The 18,978-nt window shown below is 64.5% G+C and carries 17 protein-coding genes; 7 read left to right on the top strand and 10 right to left on the bottom strand.

Annotation, left to right across the window (positions count from 1 at the left end):
• Positions 1-18: 18 nt before the first annotated feature.
• The 5 genes from hpf to mtrA form a co-directional block, all read right to left on the bottom strand.
• Positions 19-747 (bottom strand): ribosome hibernation-promoting factor, HPF/YfiA family, encoded by a 729-nt coding sequence (gene hpf / locus ACIPY3_RS02910; protein ID WP_400329859.1) that lies wholly within the window; start codon positions 745-747, stop codon positions 19-21.
• Positions 748-890: 143 nt separating this feature from the next.
• Positions 891-1,910, bottom strand: coding sequence for a ComF family protein (locus ACIPY3_RS02905; protein ID WP_400329857.1), 1,020 nt, complete (start codon positions 1,908-1,910; stop codon positions 891-893).
• Positions 1,911-1,977: 67 nt separating this feature from the next.
• A complete protein-coding gene (locus tag ACIPY3_RS02900; RefSeq protein ID WP_400329854.1) occupies positions 1,978-3,693 on the bottom strand; it encodes an LpqB family beta-propeller domain-containing protein in 1,716 nt (571 codons plus the stop codon).
• Positions 3,690-5,486 carry an MtrAB system histidine kinase MtrB gene (gene mtrB, locus ACIPY3_RS02895; RefSeq protein ID WP_400330602.1) on the bottom strand — a complete coding sequence of 599 codons (1,797 nt, stop codon included), beginning with the start codon at positions 5,484-5,486 and terminating at the stop codon, positions 3,690-3,692. Before mtrB ends, ACIPY3_RS02900 begins: the two co-directional genes overlap by 4 nt.
• 139 nt (positions 5,487-5,625) lie before the next feature.
• A complete protein-coding gene (gene mtrA / locus ACIPY3_RS02890) occupies positions 5,626-6,300 on the bottom strand; it encodes an MtrAB system response regulator MtrA (RefSeq protein WP_347107889.1) in 675 nt (224 codons plus the stop codon).
• Positions 6,301-6,523: 223 nt separating this feature from the next.
• Here mtrA and ACIPY3_RS02885 point away from each other — a divergent pair, with 223 nt between their 5' ends.
• Genes ACIPY3_RS02885 through ACIPY3_RS02860 form a run of 6 tightly spaced genes read left to right on the top strand, consistent with a single transcriptional unit; the run spans position 6,524 to position 12,866 of the window.
• Positions 6,524-7,837 (top strand): glycerophosphoryl diester phosphodiesterase membrane domain-containing protein, encoded by a 1,314-nt coding sequence (locus ACIPY3_RS02885; RefSeq protein ID WP_400329852.1) that lies wholly within the window; start codon positions 6,524-6,526, stop codon positions 7,835-7,837.
• Positions 7,834-8,514 carry a DUF4129 domain-containing protein gene (locus ACIPY3_RS02880; protein ID WP_400329849.1) on the top strand — a complete coding sequence of 227 codons (681 nt, stop codon included), beginning with the start codon at positions 7,834-7,836 and terminating at the stop codon, positions 8,512-8,514. The genes ACIPY3_RS02885 and ACIPY3_RS02880 overlap by 4 nt, the downstream gene beginning before the upstream one ends.
• A complete protein-coding gene (locus tag ACIPY3_RS02875) occupies positions 8,511-9,713 on the top strand; it encodes a DUF4350 domain-containing protein (protein WP_400329847.1) in 1,203 nt (400 codons plus the stop codon). The genes ACIPY3_RS02880 and ACIPY3_RS02875 overlap by 4 nt, the downstream gene beginning before the upstream one ends.
• Positions 9,710-10,795, top strand: a complete 1,086-nt coding sequence (locus tag ACIPY3_RS02870) for an AAA family ATPase (RefSeq protein ID WP_400329845.1) — start codon at positions 9,710-9,712, stop codon at positions 10,793-10,795. Before ACIPY3_RS02875 ends, ACIPY3_RS02870 begins: the two co-directional genes overlap by 4 nt.
• A gap of 52 nt (positions 10,796-10,847) precedes the next feature.
• Positions 10,848-12,140 (top strand): DUF58 domain-containing protein, encoded by a 1,293-nt coding sequence (locus tag ACIPY3_RS02865; protein ID WP_400329842.1) that lies wholly within the window; start codon positions 10,848-10,850, stop codon positions 12,138-12,140.
• 15 nt (positions 12,141-12,155) lie between these two features.
• On the top strand, positions 12,156-12,866 hold the full coding sequence (locus ACIPY3_RS02860; protein ID WP_400329839.1) for a DUF4166 domain-containing protein: 711 nt from the start codon (positions 12,156-12,158) through the stop codon (positions 12,864-12,866).
• On the opposite strand, the gene ACIPY3_RS02855 is transcribed toward ACIPY3_RS02860, so the two are convergent.
• Both ACIPY3_RS02855 and ACIPY3_RS02850 read right to left on the bottom strand, forming a co-directional pair.
• Positions 12,863-13,891, bottom strand: a complete 1,029-nt coding sequence (locus ACIPY3_RS02855; protein WP_400329837.1) for a hypothetical protein — start codon at positions 13,889-13,891, stop codon at positions 12,863-12,865. The genes ACIPY3_RS02860 and ACIPY3_RS02855 overlap by 4 nt on opposite strands.
• 2 nt (positions 13,892-13,893) lie before the next feature.
• Entirely contained in the window at positions 13,894-14,283 is a 390-nt protein-coding gene (locus tag ACIPY3_RS02850; protein ID WP_400329835.1) for a chorismate mutase, read from the bottom strand.
• A gap of 148 nt (positions 14,284-14,431) precedes the next feature.
• Here ACIPY3_RS02850 and ACIPY3_RS02845 point away from each other — a divergent pair, with 148 nt between their 5' ends.
• Positions 14,432-15,088 (top strand): NADPH-dependent F420 reductase, encoded by a 657-nt coding sequence (locus ACIPY3_RS02845; RefSeq protein WP_400329833.1) that lies wholly within the window; start codon positions 14,432-14,434, stop codon positions 15,086-15,088.
• Positions 15,089-15,090: 2 nt separating this feature from the next.
• Here ACIPY3_RS02845 and ACIPY3_RS02840 read toward each other — a convergent pair whose 3' ends face one another.
• Genes ACIPY3_RS02840 through ACIPY3_RS02830 form a run of 3 tightly spaced genes read right to left on the bottom strand, consistent with a single transcriptional unit; the run spans position 15,091 to position 18,868 of the window.
• Positions 15,091-16,797 carry an ABC transporter ATP-binding protein gene (locus ACIPY3_RS02840; protein ID WP_400329830.1) on the bottom strand — a complete coding sequence of 569 codons (1,707 nt, stop codon included), beginning with the start codon at positions 16,795-16,797 and terminating at the stop codon, positions 15,091-15,093.
• On the bottom strand, positions 16,794-17,774 hold the full coding sequence (locus ACIPY3_RS02835) for an ABC transporter permease (protein WP_400329827.1): 981 nt from the start codon (positions 17,772-17,774) through the stop codon (positions 16,794-16,796). The genes ACIPY3_RS02840 and ACIPY3_RS02835 overlap by 4 nt, the downstream gene beginning before the upstream one ends.
• Positions 17,775-17,776: 2 nt before the next feature.
• Positions 17,777-18,868 carry an ABC transporter permease gene (locus tag ACIPY3_RS02830; RefSeq protein ID WP_400329824.1) on the bottom strand — a complete coding sequence of 364 codons (1,092 nt, stop codon included), beginning with the start codon at positions 18,866-18,868 and terminating at the stop codon, positions 17,777-17,779.
• Positions 18,869-18,978: the final 110 nt, after the last annotated feature.

Genomic DNA, 18,978 nt, shown 5'->3' with positions numbered 1-18,978 from the left:
ACGGGGGGCGGCTGTGCCCTACTTGGCTGTGGCCGCCTGATCATCGGAACGGTAAGCGTGGATCTTTTCCTCAACAGCGTCCTCGCCGGGTTCGCACGTTGAGTCAAGGGTAATCACACCATAGGTCCAGCCGCTTCGCCGGTAAACCACGGATGGTGCGTTGGTTTCCTTGTCCAGGAACAGGTAGAAGTTGTGTCCCACGAGTTCCATGTTGTCCACGGCGTCGTCGAGAGTCAGTGACGCTGCGGGGAAGACCTTCCGCCGGATGAGGACCGGTGAGTCGCCGGCCGGAATGTCGTTCTCGATGTCGTACGGCGACGCTTCTTCGGCCTGCAGTACGGGAGCCTGGTGGTTGCCTGCTTCGGCGTAGATCGGCTCACTGGCACTGGCGGGCTCAAGGGATGCCGTTGCTTCCCGGACTGCCTTGGGCGTGTGCCGCCCGTGGTGCACCTTCTTCCTGTCCTTGGCACGACGCAGCCGCTCAAGGAGTTTGTTGTAGGCGAGATCGAAGGCAGCAAATTTGTCAGCGGCTGTGGCCTCTGCGCGGATAACGGGGCCGCGGCCCAGGACGGTCACTTCAACGGTGAGCTGGCCAGGTATCTGGCGCGGGTTGGTTTCCTTGGAAACCTTGGCGTCTACCCGCTGGACTTTATCCCCAAGCGACTCAATCTTTGAGATTTTCTCGCCGGCGTATTCGCGAAAGCGATCGGAAACGGTCAGGTTTCGTCCGCTGATCATGAACTCCATGGTGCCCTCCAAATAACTCAGGTGACACGACAACGACTCTGTTTGGGGCCGGTCTGACGGACAGTCGAGCCCCTTTCCGAGCCGCTATCGACAGGTACATCTGTTCTTGGTACCCATAATCGACGTTAGTTCATCGGCACGAGTTATTCATCCTTTGGCCACTTATTTTTTGTTTGCGTCTTCTTCACTGTGGACGGCTCGTCTCCAGCAGCGAAAGAGGCGTAGGCTGGTGGCCTCGTGGCCGCCAGGACAATGGCACCGCAAACTGTCGCCCCTGCCGCTTGCAAGGCCCTGTTTGCTTCAGCCAGCGTGGCCCCTGTGGTCAGGACATCGTCAACAATGATGCACTTCCGCCCACGGACTTTGGACCGGAAGCCCGGCTTCACAACCATGGATCCGGCCACCCGCCGCGCCCGTTCCCCACGTCCGAGTCCTTTCTGGCCACCGGTGCTTTGCCGCGTGGCCTGGCCTGCAACCGCATCCATGGCCTTGGCGACGAGCAAAGTGGCCTCATTCAGCTGGAATCCAGAACGTGGAACGACGCCCTTCTTTCGCAGGGCATCCCACGTAGGGCAATTCTCCAGGAGACGTCGACGCCGCACCGCGGCCAGCAGGACGCTGACGGGACTGAATCCACGCTTGCGGAACGCTTTTCCGCTGCTGGGCACCGGAATCAGGATGAGCCCCTGCTCCCGGCCGACGGCAGCTTTGACCGCCCTGCCCAGGCAAGGTCCCAAGACCGCAGCCATGCGTCCCTGACCGGCCTGCTTGAACGACAGAATGGCCACGGCAAGCTCGTCGCGGTAGGGCCCCGCAGCAACCACTCCGAGTTTCGCGGTTCCGTCGAGCTCCATCAGGAAGGGCGATTCCTGCTCGGCGCGGAATGGATTCGTGCACAGCAACCGGATGCGCTTGGAGCAAACGCCGCACAGCACGGTGTCTTCGACCCCGCAGCACACGCATTCCACCGGAACCAGGACGTTGAGGACCTCACTGAGGCCCAGCTGGAACGCCGAGACCATACGGACAACCGGGCGGGCATGGGAACCCCGCCTGGCCGCCATGACGGGGGGCCTTCCTTCAAGGTCCGGATCCACCCTTGCTGTCCGGCGGTTGTGCACGTCAACGCCGGAGTTCCGTGGGCGAAGGCGTTGGGAGGACATGCTCCAAGCTTGCCTGCCCAGGACAAACCCGGCACCGACGCCCGGTCACTATGTGGAAAACAAGCGCTTAGCCCGGGAAGGCGGGTTCCGTCGGACCCTTCAGCTGCAGTTCCCAACCGTTGCCGACGCGTTGGAAGACCCCGGCCGCCGACTGGCCATAGATCTGCTCAGAACCGTTTCCGGCGCTCAGGCTGGTGAGCCCGTCCCACGGCGCCAGTTGCTGCGGATCCCCCGAGGCGAGCGAAAGCAGTTCGGGTACGACCGTTCCCGTCGCTGACGCGGCCATCACCACCACCGTGGACCCGTTGACCCATGCCCCTTGGTCCGGAGATGAATTGGTGAAGAGGGTAACCGGAGCCGTGAGGTCCTTGGGCGTCCCATCGGGGTTCCGGACGATGCCGGCAACTTGGACCGCCGTCTTGCCGTTGGCCACCGAAATGATCAGTGCCCTGGCGCCCTCGCGCGAAACCCTGAATTCCTTGACGGTCCGTCCGGAAAGCCAGGCAGGTGTGATCGTGGTGGAAGGGATGGCCATTCCCGGCGCTACGCCCGTCGGTTTGAACGCCACGATTTCGGTAGCCCCGTTGGCCCCGGGACCCGACGTCCACACCCAATCCTGTGGACTGAACGATGGACCGGTGAGGGTACTCCGTGTTGTCAGCTGACGTGCCGGTTGGCCTGGCTCGATCGAGTAGAGGGTTGTCCGGTCTCCGTTGAGGAAGGCCGCCGTTTGCGAAACGGGTGACTCCGCCGGCGAATGGGGACCCAGCCCCGCCACCGATTGGATGTCCGGAAGGGGCGAGACCCTGTTGTTCTCGTAGCGGACCAGGTCTCCGTTGTTGACGGCGATCTGCCGCGCCGGAACACTCTTGTCCACCACCGGCGGCAGGACCGAACCGTCGTCGTCCACCCGTACCAAATCCTGGTCCGCGCGGAGCTGGACGTTAATGACATCCGGCTGGCTCCTGAACGTCAGCGCCAGCTGGTTCTGCATGCGCTGCCGGTCTTCGGCCGAGGCATCGAAGAGCTCCTTGGCGGACAAGTCCACCTGGGCAGCACCGGAAACCACGGGAACCGATTCCCGTGCGAGTTTGATTCCCGACGGGAAGGCACTCACGACGGCGCCGCGCAGGTAGGGTGCCGGACCGGCCAGCAAAGCGCTGGTCATCGACTTGACGGTCTTCTTCTTGATGAACCAGCGGTAGTCGGGCACCGCATAGGTGAAAGTGGGGTCATAGAAGTAGATGGGATACGCCCCGTAGATCACTTTGAAGGTCTCCTCGGGGATGGCCGTGCCATCGGGCACTTTGGAGATGCGCCACTCCCCCTCCACCTGGTCAAGCGTGACAGGTATGGATTCCTTGGTCCCCGGCGGGTACTGGGTGGCGATGCCGTCGGCATCCACGGAATAGGCGAGGTCGAGTTCGTAGACGTATTCGTTTTCGACCGCGGTTTTGACCACCTGGGCTTCACGGAACACCAAAGCCCGCTTGTCCGGCTTCCAGGTCACGGACTGCGCCTGCGTCAGGTACTGCCGTGCCACAGGGTAGTCGTCTTCATAACCGCTGCCGGCCATGTAGAAGTCCTCGATCACGGCTTCCGGGCTGGCACCGGCCCGCGGCGCGGCCGGGAAGAAAACCGGGGCGTTCGAATTTCCGGCGCTCTCGTCCTTGCTCTTGCCCACGGGCCCGGACCGCGGAATCTGGGCGCAGGACGCCAGGAGGACCACCAAGACCGCCATCACCGCGATGGCTGCCCGCCGGAGGGACTTTGCAGCACTCATTCCTTGCCCTCCAGCGTGCTGGGCGGGAGCTCAGGATCGGCGGAGTAGCCGTGTGTTCCGGAGGTGTCCGTCCCCGGGCCAGGATCCAGGACGAGCAACTGGTGCTCGATGCCGGTGTCCGGGAGGTCTATGTCCGCCGGCTCCAACTGGAGCGGCGATTTGAGGATGGTTCCGCCTTGGCGAAGGGGCAGCGTCAGCCGGAAGTTGGAACCGGCCCCCTTGCGTCCCCAGGCCTGCAGCCAGCCGTTGTGGAGTTTGGTGTCCTCCGCCGCGATCGAGAGCCCCAGGCCGCTGCCGCCGGTGGTTCGGGCACGGGCTGGATCCGCCCGCCAGAACCGGTCGAAGACGCGGGCGGCCTCGGCCTGGCTCATCCCGATTCCGTGGTCACGGACAGCCACGGCAACGGCATCCTGGTTGGCCGCAACCGAGATGTGGACCGGCCGGCCTTCACCGTGTTCCAAAGCGTTGAGCAGGAGATTGCGGAGAATACGGTCGATCCGGCGGGAGTCCATTTCCACGACGATGGCCTTGTCCCTGGCGTTCAGGCGGACGTCGGAGCCATACTCGGCTGCCACCGGCGCGGCGCCCTCCATGACGTGTCCAAGGACCTGGAAAATATCCTGCGGCTCGGCATCCAGGATGGCCGCCCCGGCGTCGAAGCGGGAAATCTCAAGCAAATCGGACAGCAGTGACTGGAACCTCTCCACCTGGTTGTAGAGCAGTTCCGCCGACCTCTTGTTCATGGGGTCGAAATCTTCGCGGGCATCGAAAAGGACTTCTGCCGCCATGCGGACAGTGGTCAGCGGCGTCCGGAGTTCGTGGGAGACGTCGGAAACAAATCTCTGCTGCATCTGGGACAACGTGGCCAGCTGTGTAATCTGCTCCTGCAGGCTTGCGGCCATGTGGTTGAACGAGGCTCCAAGGCGTGCCACCTCGTCCTCGCCCTTGACCACCATGCGTTCCTGGAGTTGTCCTGCCGCCAATTTTTCCGACACTACTGCAGCGTGGCTGACAGGGCTCACGACATTTCGCGTCACGTACCAGGCGATGGCACCAATCATGAGGACCAACGCGGCACCGCCGGCCCAGAGGACGTTCTGGATTTCGTCCAGGGTTTTCTGGGCGGTGTTGAGGTCGTAGATCAAATAGAGCTCATACATGGTCCCGTTGAAGGTGACCTTGTTTCCCACGGCAATGCCCGGCCGGTCCTCGTTCCCCACGGGAAACTCCATCGATGCCCAGAACTGCTGCTTACCGCCGTCCTGGACGGCCTTCCGCAGTTCGGGGGGAATAACCCGCACGGTCAGTTGGTCGGACGCCCGGGACTCCACCCACCGGTTGCGTGGCTTGGTTTGCTCGGGAACTGCTTCGAAAACGTACCGCCGTTGAATTACGGAGCCCCGGCCCTCGACTGCCGTCAGGGTGTCGTAAACCAAGGTGATGACGCTTGACTGGTCCGTGACCTGCGCGCCGTCGAACGTGTCCTGGACCTGTTTAACGTTGTAGCGCGATTCCGATTCCGCCTGGGCCAGGCGCTCCTGGAAGAGGTTGTTGGCGATCTGGTTGGAGAGGTAGGCACCAACGATCGCGAAGGACGTGACGGCCAGCAGCAGCGTGGTAAGCACTGTCCTGAATTCGAGGGACCGACGCCAGCGCCGCAACAGCGACCGCCACAGAAACCGGACTCCCGGCCGGATCTGGCGTATGCCGATCGCCACGAGACGGGATACCCGAAGTACCAGGATCAGTCCACGCCGCGTCCAGATCCTGGCCCTGCCGGCCAACCATTTCACGGTTCCACGGCTGCCGCGGGAGCCGGGGACCGTTGATTCTTCAGGCGTTTCCCCAGGGCTCGCCAAAGGTGCACCGGTGGTATCCGGAGCTGAGGGTGCGCGCTTGGCCCCGGCCTTTTCGGCCTCGCCGGCGGGTGAGTCAGGAACCTGCTTTATATCCGACACCACGCACCGTCAAGACGACCTCGGGCGCTTCCGGATCACGCTCGATCTTGGAACGCAAACGCTGGACATGGACATTCACCAATCGGGTGTCGGCAGCGTGCCGGTATCCCCACACCTGTTCAAGGAGCAACTCCCGGGTGAAGACCTGCCACGGTTTACGGGCCAGGGCCACCAGAAGGTCGAATTCGAGAGGGGTCAGCGAGATGCGCTCCCCACCACGGGTTACCAAGTGGCCCGCGACGTCAATCGTGACGTCGGCGATGCGCAAGGTCTCCGGCGCCTTCTGCTCTCCCGGACGAAGGCGGGCACGGACGCGGGCAACGAGCTCAGCAGGCTTGAAGGGTTTGGGCACGTAGTCGTCTGCGCCCGATTCCAAACCACGGACAACATCCGATGTGTCCGACTTCGCGGTGAGCATCACGATGGGAACATCCGACTCGCCACGGATCTGGCGGCACACTTCGATTCCGTCCGAACCGGGGAGCATGAGGTCGAGGAGAACGAGGTCCGGCTTGGACGAACGGAAGACGTCAAGGGCTTGGCCGCCGTCTGCGCAGAAGACGGGCTCGAAGCCGTCATTTCGCAGGACGATGCCAATCATTTCTGCGAGCGCTTCGTCGTCGTCTACTACCAGAATGCGTGCCTTCATAGTTATATGTTCCCTTATCGACAACCCTTTGTCCTGTTGGCGGGGGCGCACGGCATGGCGACCCCCAGGAGCACTTCCACCGTACTGCACTGGCCGGAAGACCTCGTGCCGGCGGGGAATCATGCGAATGCTAGGAGTGATGGCAAAGGGATTATAGGCTGGGTTCCAGGTCCGTTTGGGGGACGTCGATGGTCGGCGGTCGGGGCCTCATGGGGAGGAACTCGTGACACAACCAGAGCATGGCCAGCCGCCGCAGGCGGGCGGGCAGGCGGGGTGGGGAAGCCAACCGCAATGGGGCGGTCAACCGCAGTGGCCGATGCCTCCCGGGCACGGTCCCTGGCAGGGCCAGGCACCCAATGGAATGCCCGGCGGACAGACCCCGCCGTACGGTCCACAGCACGGCCAGCCATACGGTCAGCACCCTGGCCAGCCATACGGTCAGCCACTGTACGTCGCTCCGCCCAAACCCGGAGTCATTCCCCTGAGGCCCCTGCAGTTCGGCGAGTTCCTTGACGGTGCCTTCCAAACCATCCGCCGGAATGCCGCGTCGATGGTGGGCTCGGCCCTGATTGTGCAGGCAGCCAGCGGGATCCTTACCGGCGTCCTGACCGTGGCAGTGCTGCCGGCCATGGAGTCCCTGCAATCCGTGAACCGGCGCGCAGACCTCGATGATTTCCTGGGCCCGGTCATCGGCTTCATTGCAGCCATTATTGGCGTTGCCATCCTCGCCGCCCTCCTCGGCTCGGTATTGCAAGGCGTCTTCGCCGTGCCGGTCCTGCGCTCGGTGTTGAACCGGCGGACCGGCTTCCGTCAGATGTGGAAACTTGCGGCGCGGCGCATCTGGCCGCTGCTAGGCGTGGCGGCACTTCTTACCTTTGTGGGCCTCTTGGCTGTTGCCGCAGTGGTGGGAGTAGCCGTGCTCCTGGTGATGGCCATGGGACCTGCAGGAATCGCCTTGGTTATCCCGCTGTGGATCGGCGCACTGGTCCTGTTCGTCTGGATTGGCTTGAAGCTGATGTTCGCTCCTGCCGCCATCGTGGTGGAACGGGTGGGCGTCTATGACGGCCTGCTCCGGTCATGGCAATTGACCAAGAACAGTTGGTGGCGCATCTTCGGCATCACCCTTGTGGTGGCCATCATGGTTGGTGTCATTGGCAACGTGGTCCAGATCCCGGTGAACCTGGCAACCGAAGGCGTTGGAACGGTGTTCTCCCCACACCCGGATGCTTCCTCCACGAGTTCGGGTTTCCTGGTGGCCACCATCATTTCCACCATCATCGCGGTCCTTGTCGGATCGGTGACCTTCGCCTTCCAGACGTCGGTCACCGCGCTGATCTATGTGGATCTCCGGATGCGGCGCGAGGGCCTCGATGTGGAACTGATGCGCTTGATGGAGACTGGCGCGGACCCTGACGGCGTACCGGGTGAGCCGCTGGCCCGTCATGCCGGTACGCAGTGGCCCCCACACAGTGGTTCGTGGCCGGTTCCCGGTTCACCGGCGCCGGATGCCCCCTATGGGCCACGGCCTCCGGTATGACCGGACTTCTGACGCTGGCCGTCACGCAAGAACCGCCCGTGGCGCCGGACCGGGACGAAGCCCGGCGATGGGCTGCAGAAGAGCTCAGCAAGAGCAAGTATGCAGAAGCGCGTCCCAGCTGGCTGGACCAAGCATGGCGCGACTTCCTTGACTGGCTCAACTCCCTGGGAGGCGACGGCACCCCGGGTGGGAATGGTGTGGCCGTCCCCCTCATCATCACCCTGGCCGTGGTGCTCATTGTGGTGGCCGTTATGTTGGTCCGTCCACGCTTGAACGCACACCGCAAGGCGCCCGCTTCCGGGGTGTTCGGCAATGAGCCGGTCGTTGGCTCGTCCGCGTACAGGCAACGCGCCGCAACTGCCGCAAGGGACGGCAACTGGCGGGCCGCCGTCGTCGATCAATTCCGCGCCCTGGTGCGCTCGGCGGAAGAACGCGACGTCCTCGAGTCGCGGGCAGGCAGGACTGCCGATGAAGCTGCCGCCCACCTGGGCGGGGCATTCGCAGCCATCCGCCATCGCCTGGCCGACGCCGCAAGCGTTTTTGACGCAGTCCTGTATGGCGACCAAGCGGCGCGGGAGCAGGACTTCGAGGCCCTTCGGCAACTGGACGCGGACATGCAGGGCATGTCCCCCACCTACGCTGGGCCTGCCGGCAGTGGATTGGCTGTGCCGCGATGACGCTCACCGAGACGTCCGCCAACGCACCGTCGCCGAAAGTCCCCACCACCGGGAGGTCCGGCACCATCCCAGGCAAGTGGTTGCGGAAGAACGCGAAGTGGGTGGCGCTCGCTGTCCTTTTTGCCGCGCTGGTGACGTTCCTCGTGGTGCAGCGTCAAGCGCCCACAGCGGACTCGCGGCCTTTGTCGGCCAACAACCCTGGACCGGAAGGCGCCATGGCCCTGGCCGAACTCCTGGGCCAGCACGGAGTTCGCGTCACCAGCACCGACTCCCTTGCCACAACGTTGGACGCCGTTGAGGACAACCCGGAGTCCACTGTGCTGGTCTACGACCCCCGGGGTTTCCTGGGCCGGGAACAGCTCACGGAGTTGCGGGACTCAGACGCCGCCAAGGTGGTTGCGGTGTCACCACGGCTGGGGTCCGTGCGCGGTCTCGATGCCCAGATCCAGGCCAGCGGCGTGGTTCCCGATTCGAGCGGCGTGCTGGCTCCCTCCTGCAGGCAGGCCGATGCCACAGCGGCCGGCAACGTTGCCGCCAAGGGCACTTTCTACACGGGCCCGGTCACGTGCTACACCACCAAGGCCGGGGGCCCCGGACTCTACGCAGCCTCCGCCACGGGCAAGGTGGTGGTGCTCGGAAGCAAGGACCTGCTGAACAACGCACACCTCGCCGAGGAGGGCCACGCCGCGCTCTCACTCCGCACGCTGGGCACCACTGGTCACGTTGTCTGGTACCTGCCTGGCGTCGCCGACCTGGAAGCCGACGCTTCCACCCCCACCCTCAATGATTTGGCGCCGCCATGGCTGGCAGTCGGGGGTCCCTGGCTTGCCCTCGTGGCGGTACTGGCCATCGCTTGGCGGGGACGCCGGCTGGGGCCCCTGGTCCACGAGCCGCTGCCCGTGGTGGTGAAAGCGGCTGAAACCGCGGAAGGCCGGGCGCGGCTCTACCAGGACTCCCGGGCCGTGCAGCGGGCCGCGGACAATATCCGGGCCGGGACACTGTGGAGGTTGGCCAGGCACTTCAACCTCGGTGCCGAAGCCACACCCGAAGCCGTCGTTGAGGCTCTGGAGCGACGCTTCGGAAGACCCGTTCCGGAGCTTCGTTTCACCTTGCTCGACGCAGAGCCCCAAACTGAAGGACACCTTGTGCAATGGGCACAACACATGGAACGAATCGAACGGGAGGCGACAGCCCAATGAGCAACCAGCCAGGCAGCTACACGGAAAGCGCCGAGCGATACTCCGGCACTGCGGCGCCGGAAGCCGGCCACACTGGAAGGGATGCCGCGTCCGCCAATCATCACGGTGGCCACGCAGCGGCCAGTGGCGCCGGAGACCCGGCCCGGCAGTCGCTCCTGAACGTCAGGAACGAGGTAGGCAAGGCCGTGGTGGGCCAGGATCCCACGGTGACGGGAATGCTCATCGCCCTGTTGTGTGGCGGCCATGTCCTCCTTGAAGGAGTCCCGGGTGTAGCGAAGACGCTGCTGGTGCGGGCATTGTCCACCGCCTTGAGCCTGGATACCAAGCGTGTGCAGTTCACCCCGGACCTCATGCCTGGCGACGTCACAGGTTCCTTGGTCTATGACGCCCATTCCTCGGAATTCTCTTTCCGGGAAGGTCCTGTCTTTACCAATATCCTGCTGGCTGATGAGATCAACCGGACGCCGCCCAAGACCCAGGCCTCGCTGCTGGAAGCGATGGAGGAGCGGCAGGTCTCCGTTGACGGTGTGTCGCGGCCCCTTCCTGAACCCTTCATTGTGGCAGCAACCCAGAACCCTGTGGAGTACGAGGGCACGTATCCGTTGCCCGAGGCCCAACTGGACCGTTTCCTCCTGAAGCTCACCATGCCTTTGCCTGGCAGGGCCGAAGAGATCGAGGTGATTCGCCGCCACGCCGCAGGTTTCGATCCCCGGAACCTCGCCGCCGCGGGCGTGCGGCCTGTTGCCGGCGCCGCTGAACTCTCGCAGGCACGCCACGCTGTGGCCCAGGTTTCCGCTGCACCGGAAGTCCTTGCCTACATCGTGGATGTTGTCCGGGCAACGCGGTCTGCCCCCTCGTTCCAGCTCGGCGTTTCCCCTCGCGGGGCCACCGCTTTGCTCAACACCTCAAAAGCGTGGGCCTGGTTGTCCGGGCGTTCGTTCGTGACTCCGGACGACGTCAAGGCACTGTCCCTCCCATGCCTCCGGCACCGTGTGGGCCTGCGCCCCGAGGCCCAGATGGACGGAATCAACGTGGACGACGTCCTGGGCAGCATCCTGGCTTCCGTTCCGGTTCCGCGGTGATCCGGCTTCCGGCCCGGCGCAAGCCCGCTGTGGTGCCACCAAGGAGTGCCGAATGGCCGTAACGGGTCGCTTCGTCCTTCTTGCCTTCGCTGCGTTGGCCCCCCTTGTGCTGTTCCCGGCCTGGTCAACGGTGCTGGTGGTCATCGCAGCCCTGCTCCTGCTCGTCGTTGTTGACGTGGCCTTGGCAGCTTCCCCCGCCAAAACCACGCTCGAGCGTATCCAACCGGCGAACGTCACCCTGGAGAACCACGTGGAGTCCGTGGTGGTTATCACCAACCCAGGTCGCCGAAAGCTCCGCGCGCTGGTCCGTGATGCATGGCAACCCTCCGCCGGCGCTGTCAACGCCGTCCAGAACCTGGTGGTTCCGGCGGGCGAACGACGACGGATGACCGTCACGCTGGTCCCCCGGCGGCGGGGCGAACTCGCTGCACCGCACGTGACCGTCCGCTCCCATGGGCCACTGAGGCTCGCCGCCCGCCAGCGGACCCGGCCGCTGCCCGGCCACCTCCGGGTCCTTCCGCCGTTCCATTCCAAACGGCACCTGCCCTCCAAGCTGCGGAAGCTCCGTGAGCTCGATGGCAGGGCGGCTGTGCAGATCCGCGGTGCCGGCACCGAGTTCGACTCCCTCCGGGACTATGTCCGCGGGGACGATGTCCGTTCCATCGACTGGCGCGCCACGGCCCGGCGCAGCTCCGTTGTTGTCCGCACCTGGCGGCCGGAGCGGGACCGCCGCGTGGTGATTGTCCTGGATACGTCCCGGACGGCCGCCGCGCGGATCGAGGACGAGACGCGGTTGGACACGGGCATCGAGGCTTCCCTGCTCTTGGCGGTCCTCGCTGAACGCGGCGGGGACCGCGTGGACTTCCTCGCCTACGACAGGCGGCTCCGCGCACGGGTGGAATCGGCGTCGAAGGGAAACCTCCTGGGACAACTTGTTCAGGCCATGGCGCCGCTGGATGCGGAACTGATCGAACTCGACTGGCAGCAGATTCCTGGCCAGGTTCGGGCCGTTTCGGCCCACCGCTCGCTGGTGGTCCTGTTGACCGCGCTCGACGGCGGGGCCCCCGAAGAGGGCCTGCTCCCCTTGGTTGCCCAGCTGGCTACCCAGCACGTGGTGATTGTGGCGTCGGTCCGTGACCCCGTGCTTGCCACGATGAAGGAAGAACGTTCGACAGCGAGCCAGGTTTTCCGTTCGGCGGCCGCCGAACGGTCCCTGCTGGAACGGGCAGCCGTCACGGCACAGCTCCGGCAGCTGGGGGCAGAAGTGGTGGACGCGGATCCACAAGACCTGCCTCCCCACCTCGCAGACACCTACATCCGGCTCAAAGCTGCCGGACGCCTCTAGGAAGGACTCCACGCCATGGGCGATGCCATCTACCAACTGGCTCTGCGCGGCGACTTTGACCGCCTGCAGCCGGAAGTCCGCGACTACTTTTCCCTCGCTGCAGGCTCCGGCACCTACGGGATCGGACAAGGAGTGTTTGATGTGGTGGGCTGCCGGCAGAAATGGCTCCGACCCTTGCTTGCCCTGACGGGCAACGAAGAGGCCTTCTTTCCCGAATACGGAGAAGGCATTCCCTTCCGAATCGAAAACCATGCCCACGTGGACCCTTTTGGCCGGCCGGCGCTGACTGCGCGACGCGAGATCCATTTCCCTTCCGGTACCCGGCTGTTCCACGACACAACCAGCGCCATCGCGGGTCCGACGGGTCAGCCGGACAGGCTCGTGGACCACCTGGGCCGCTACCGGCGCCTCGTCACAGACCTGGAGGTCAGTGTCACTCCGGAAGGAAGGCTGCGTGGCGTGTCGAAGGCCAGCCGGCTCTTCCTGGGTCCGCTTCGCATTCCCCTGCCGGCCGCCCTCGACGCGCGCGCCTATGCCGAGCAATGGTGGGACGAAGCCGAAGGCAAGCATCGGATCCAGGTCAAGGTGATCCAGCCGCAGGTTGGTTTGGTCCTCGTGTACGCCGGCCGCTTCGACTACCGGCTGGTCCCCTACCTCCCGGGGAGCGCGCCGGGAACGGCCTTGCCCCGCTACGCCGAGCCTGACCGGTGGGAAGAACGGATCTAGCCCTGGGCCAGCTGGTCCAGTCCGTCCGCGACGTGTGTCAGCTTGGTCAGCACTCTCTTGGCCTCAGCAGGTTTCAGGTGTGCCAGGCCCGTCGCCGGGGTTACCCGCAGCCCGGACAGCGCCGATGCCGGCAGGCCCACCTGCCGCCAAGGCCGCCAGAGGCGTTCCACGATGTCCGCTGTCCGCGGCAAAGACGGGCCGTCGGTAGGCAGGGCGCCCGCCCACACCCGCTTGCCGGATTCCACGGCTGCGGCCAAGTGCTCCCACTGGCGTGTGGTCAAGGCTTTCAGGGGGACGGCGACACCGTCTGCTCCCGCTGACAGGATGCGTTCGATCGGCGCTTCGATCTCCGGTACCGAAATAACGGTTTCGACGACGCCGGCCTCCTTAAGTGCGTCGAGCACCAGCCGCCATGCTGAGCTGACTTCGTCACCGGCGATCGACCGCAAGGTCCGGTAACCGCTCGCCGTCGGGATGGTTCCGCCCATCACTGCAGCAATGGCAGGTTCATCCAGTTGGACCACAATGCCGGCCCCGGGGGCCGCTGCGCGGATCTTCTGTACGTGATCGGCCACCCCGGCAGCCAAGGACCCGGCAATGTCACGACGCGCGCCGTAGTCGAGGAGCGCCCGCTCGCCACTGTGCAGGTACAGTTCCGAAGCCAGGGTGAGCGGTCCCACCAATTGGACCTTAACTTCCGTGGCCGAAACCTCTTCTGTTCCTGCGACGTCGGCCAGGACGTTGATGTCGGAGGCCAGGGCCGATCGGGCCCGCAGGTGGTCCTTTCCGGGCCTGTCCACGAGCCGCCAGCCATGCGGTTGGACGTCGATGGCCAAATCGACCAACAGGCTGCCGGTCCGACCTATGGCGTCGGAACCGACACCGCGGCCGGGCAGTTCAGGGAGGAAGGGAAGGTGCGGCTCGCCCAACTCCCCACGGATGATTCGGAGGGCTTCCGCAGGGTCACTTCCCGGCCACGGGCCAAGAGCCGTGGCACTGGCCCGCAGAGGGTGCGTTTCCGCCACGCCTAGGCCTGCTGGCTGGAGATCTGGTGGTTCTCGGCGATCGCCTCATGGTGCCGGATGACTTCACTGATGATGAAGTTCAGGAATTTCTCGGCAAAGGCCGGATCCAGGTGGGCGTCCTCGGCGAGGCGCCGCAACCGTGCGATCTGCGCCGCCTCCCGGCCCGGGTCCCCGGCAGGAAGCTTGTGGGTGGCCTTGAGGATGCCCACTTTCTGGGTGGCCTTGAACCGCTCGGCGAGGAGGAACACCAACGTGGCATCGATGTTGTCGATGCTGGACCGGATGGACAGCAATTCCTCCATGATTCCCCGGTCCACCTGGCCGGACAGGGAACTCGCTGCCGGGTCGAAGGATTCGGTGTCATCGGGAAGGGCGTTGCTCTGCTCGGTCATGCCTCCCAGTCTATGGTGTGCGGCTGGTGGCTCCGTTGTTGTTACCTCCCGGCGAAGCTTCCTCGGGACACCAGGAAGGGCAGTGTTGCCGCCACGCAATCGGGTGCACAATGGGCTCCATCACCTGCGGATCGGCAAAGGAGCTCCCATGAAGATCGCCGTTTTGGGAACGGGAATGGTGGGGCACGCCCTCGCCGGAAAGTTGGTGTCCTTGGGCCACGAGGTCACCATGGGTTCCCGTGAACCGGGGAATCCCAAAGGCCTCGCCTGGGCGGAGGATGCCGGAGGCCTCGGGCACGCAGGATCCTTCTCTCAGGCCGCGGCAGGCGCCGAATTGGTTGTCAATGCCACCCCCGGAGCGGTGAGTCTTGCGGCGCTTGCCGAGGCCGGCGAAGCGAACCTGGACGGCAAGGTCCTCCTGGACGTATCCAACGGCCTGGACAACTCCAGCGGCTTCCCGCCGACGCTGACGGTGTGCAATACGGACAGCATCGCCGAAACCATCCAACGCACCTATCCCGGCGTTCGCGTGGTCAAGTCCCTGAATACGGTCAGCGCGCCAGTCATGGTGGAGCCCGGGCGCCTGCCCGGAGCGCACCACATCTTCATGGCCGGCAACGACGCCGGGGCCAAGGCCACAGTTTCCGCCTTGCTGCAGGCCTTTGGTTGGCCCCGGGAACACATCCGCGACCTTGGTGGACTGGACGCCGCCCGGGGGATGGAAATGTGGCTTCCCCTGTGGCTGCGCATCTTCATGCAGCAGCCACAAGGGAAGATGTTCAACATCGGAATTGTGTCCGAGTAGCGTCAGCCGCCCAGCAGCGCCCGGTGCGCCTCCCGCCGTCGTGCCTGCTCCTCCGGGTCCGGTACCGGCAGCGAGGCGATCAACCGCTTGGTGTAGTCGTGCTGCGGCGCGCCCATGACGTGGTTGCCGATCCCTTGCTCCACAAGCTGGCCTTTGTACAACACGCCGACCCAATGTGAGAGCATGTCCACCACGGCGAGGTCGTGGCTGATGAAGAGGGCCGCGAAACCGTACTCTTCCTGGATGTCCTTGAAGAGGTCCAGGACTTTGGCTTGTACCGAAACGTCAAGCGCGGAAGTCGGTTCGTCGGCAATCAGGAGCCGGGGGCTCAATGCCAGCGACCTCGCCAGGGAAGCGCGCTGCCGCTGCCCGCCGGACAGCTCGTGCGGGTAGCGTTGCGCGTACGACGCCGGCAACTGGACTGACTCGAGCAGCTCGCCTACCCGTTTCCTCGCCTGTGCTGCGCTCGGCTTGGTATGGATGAGGAGCGGTTCAGCGACGCACTCACCGATGGTGAGGTGCGGGTTGAAGGACGCTGCCGGATCCTGGAACACGAAGCCGATGTCCTTGCGCAGCGGACGGAACGTCCGCTCCTTGAAGTCCAGCATCTCGTACCCGAGTACCTTCAAGCTGCCACCGGTCGCCCTGGTCAAACCGGCGATCGCGCGGCCAATGGTGGATTTGCCGGACCCCGATTCACCCACCAGGCCGAAGACCTCGTTTTCGGACACCGTGAAGCTCACGTCGTCCACGGCCTTGAAACCGTGGCGGCCAAAACGGCCCGGGTATTCAATGGTGAGGTTCCTGGCTTCCACCAGCACTTTTCCGTCCTGGTGGAGGCGGGCCCGGGCACCTTCGGACGCCGAGTTGCGGCCCAAGTGGGGAACGGCGGCGAGCAGCTTCCGGGTGTACTCCTCGCGGGGTTCAGCGAACAGCACCCGTGATGGGGCCTCCTCCACCACATCGCCCTGGTACATCACCACCACACGGTCCGCCAGGTCCGCCACCACGCCCATGTTGTGGGTGATCAGCACGATCGACGTTCCGTAGTTGTCCCGCAGCTCCCGCAGGAGCTGGAGGATTTCGGCCTGCACCGTGACGTCCAAAGCGGTGGTTGGCTCGTCCGCCACAATGAGCCCCGGATTCAACGCCAAGGCGGCGGCGATAACGACGCGCTGCTTCTGGCCGCCGGAAAACTGGTGCGGGTAGTAGTCCACCCGCGTTTCCGGATCCGGGATACCCACCTTCCGGAGGGCCTCGGTGGCGCGCGCCTTGGCTTCCTTGGCGGAAACGCGATGCCCGTCCTTGGCGTGGGCGCGGATGCCCTCGGCAATCTGCCATCCCACCGTAAAGACGGGATTCAGGGCCGTCGACGGTTCCTGGAAAACCATGGCAACGTCCCGGCCCCGGATCTTCCGCAGGGCCGGCTTCCCGAGACTGATCACGTTGTTGCCCTTGATCACCACGGTGCCGGAACTGATGGCGGTCTCGGGCAGCAGGCCAAGAATGGTCTTGGCCGTGACGGTCTTGCCTGATCCGGACTCCCCCACGATGGCCACTACCTCGCCGGCCTTCACGTCGAGGCTGACATCCTTCACCGCGTGGACGTCCCCGGCATCGGTGGCGAAGGTGACTTGCAGTTGCTCGATCGCAAGGACCGGCTCCGTGGCGCCGCCCTGGTCCGTAATGTTTCCGAGGTTGGTGGTCATGGCTTACCTGCTTCTACCGGCGCCGGAGCTGTTCCCCCGGCGCGTTTGCGACCCCGGATCCGCGGATCGTTGAGGTCATTGATGCTCTCTCCAACCAGGGTCAGGCCCAGGACAGTGAGGACTATGGCTATGCCGGGGAAGACGCCGGTCCACCAGATGCCGGAGGATGTATCGGCCAGCGCCTTGTTCAAGTCGAACCCCCACTCGGCGGCGGACGTGGGCTCAATGCCGAACCCGAGGAAGCCCAGGCCGGCCAGCGTGAGGATCGCTTCGGAGGCGTTGAGGGTGAACATGAGCGGCAACGTCCTGGTGGCGTTCTTGAAGATGTGGCGCCCAATGATGCGGATGCTGGAAGCACCCAGGACCTTGGCCGATTCCACAAAAGGCTCGGCCTTGAGGCGGATGGTTTCCGCGCGGATCACCCGGAAATACTGCGGTACGAACACCACCGTGATGGAAAACGCACACGAGAAGATGCCGCCCCAGAAGCTGGATTGCCCCCGGCTGATAACGATCGAGATGACGATGGCCAGCAGCAAGGTGGGGAAGGCATAAATGGCGTCGGCCACCACTACGAGGATTCGGTCAAGCCAGCCTCCGAAGTAGCCGCTGAGCAGGCCAAGGGCAACGCCAAGGAACAGGGACATGGCCACGGATACCACAATCACGGTCACGGCCGTTTGCGAGCCCCAGAGGACCCGCGAAAGGACGTCGTAGCCGCCTACGGTGGTGCCCAGGAGGTGCTTGGCGCTGGGTGCCTGCTGCGTCGGGAACGAACCCGAGGCATCGCTGAGTTGGGAGTACCCATAGGGTGCCAACAGCGGCGCAAAGATGCTCGTCAGCACGAACAGCCCACTCAGGATCACCCCGGTGACGAGCATGCCCCGTTGGAGGCCCACGCTTTTCCTAAGGTGCGACACCACGGGAAGCCGGGAGAAAAGAGGCTGCTTGGGTGCAGCCAGTTCGGGAGTAGCCATGGTCAGTACCTCACTCGGGGGTCGATGAGCGCGGCAATGATGTCCACGATGAAGTTGGTGACCGCGACGATGACGGCCAGGAGAACCACGATGCCCTGGACGGCCACGAAGTCGCGCGCGTTCAAGTACTGCACCAGTTGGTACCCCAGCCCTTTCCATTCGAACGTCGTCTCCGTCAGGATGGCACCGCCCAGCATGAGGGCGATCTGGAGTCCCATGACAGTGATGATGGGGATGAGTGCGGGCTTGTAGGCGTGCTTGGTGACCAGGCGGAACTCGCTGACACCGCGGGAACGGCCCGCCTCGACGTAGTCCTTGCCCAGTGTGCCAATGACATTGGTCCGCACCAATCGAAGAAAGACCCCGGCAGTGAGCAGGCCAAGGGCGACGGCAGGGAGCACAGCATGGGAGGCAACGTCACCAAAGGCCGTGAAGTTGCCGCTGCGCAGTGCGTCCAGCCAGTAAATTCCCGACGGCGCCGCCAGGTTGCTCATGGTCAATTCAGTGCGCGTGGACGCGCGCCCCGCTACGGGGAACCACCCGAGCCACACGGAAAAGGTCAGCTTCAACAGGAGTCCCGAGAAGAACACGGGTGTTGCATAACAGAGAATCGCAAAGAGCCTCAGGAAAGCATCGGAGGCCTTGTCACGATGCTGGGCGGCAACGAGGCCCAGCGGGATGCCCACCGCGAGCGCCACGATCAGTGCGTTGATGCTCAGTTCCAGCGTTGCCGCGCCAAAGGTGAAAAGCACCTCGACGACGGGACGGCGGTCTGTGATGGTGGTTCCGAAATTACCGGTGAGCAATTGGCCCAGGTATTCGAAGTACTGGACAAGCACCGGCCTGTCGTAGCCGGCGTCGTGGATCCGCTGCGCCAGGACATCGGGGGGCAACCGCCCGCCTTGGGCTGCGGTGATCGGGTCACCGATGACCCGCATCAGGAAGAAGACCAAGGTCACCAGGATGAAGACCGTGGGGATGATCAGGAAGAACCTGACCACGATGTATCTCCCAAGCCCTCCCCCGGACTTGGTTTTGCTTTTCGGAGCGACGATGCCGGGTTCGGCGTCGGGCACATCTATGAGAGTTGTCATGTGTTACCTGTGTTTCCTGCCCGTGGATTGCGCGGGACTGGCTCGTGCGTACTGACGACGAAGAGTCAGCAAAGGAGGCGGGACACCTGATGGGTGTCCCGCCCTCTTTG

This window comes from Paenarthrobacter sp. NPDC089714 (genome assembly GCF_044748905.1).
Taxonomy (GTDB): domain Bacteria; phylum Actinomycetota; class Actinomycetes; order Actinomycetales; family Micrococcaceae; genus Arthrobacter.
The sequence above is the reverse complement of the archived record's forward strand: the minus strand, read 5'-3'. Positions and strand labels throughout refer to the sequence as shown.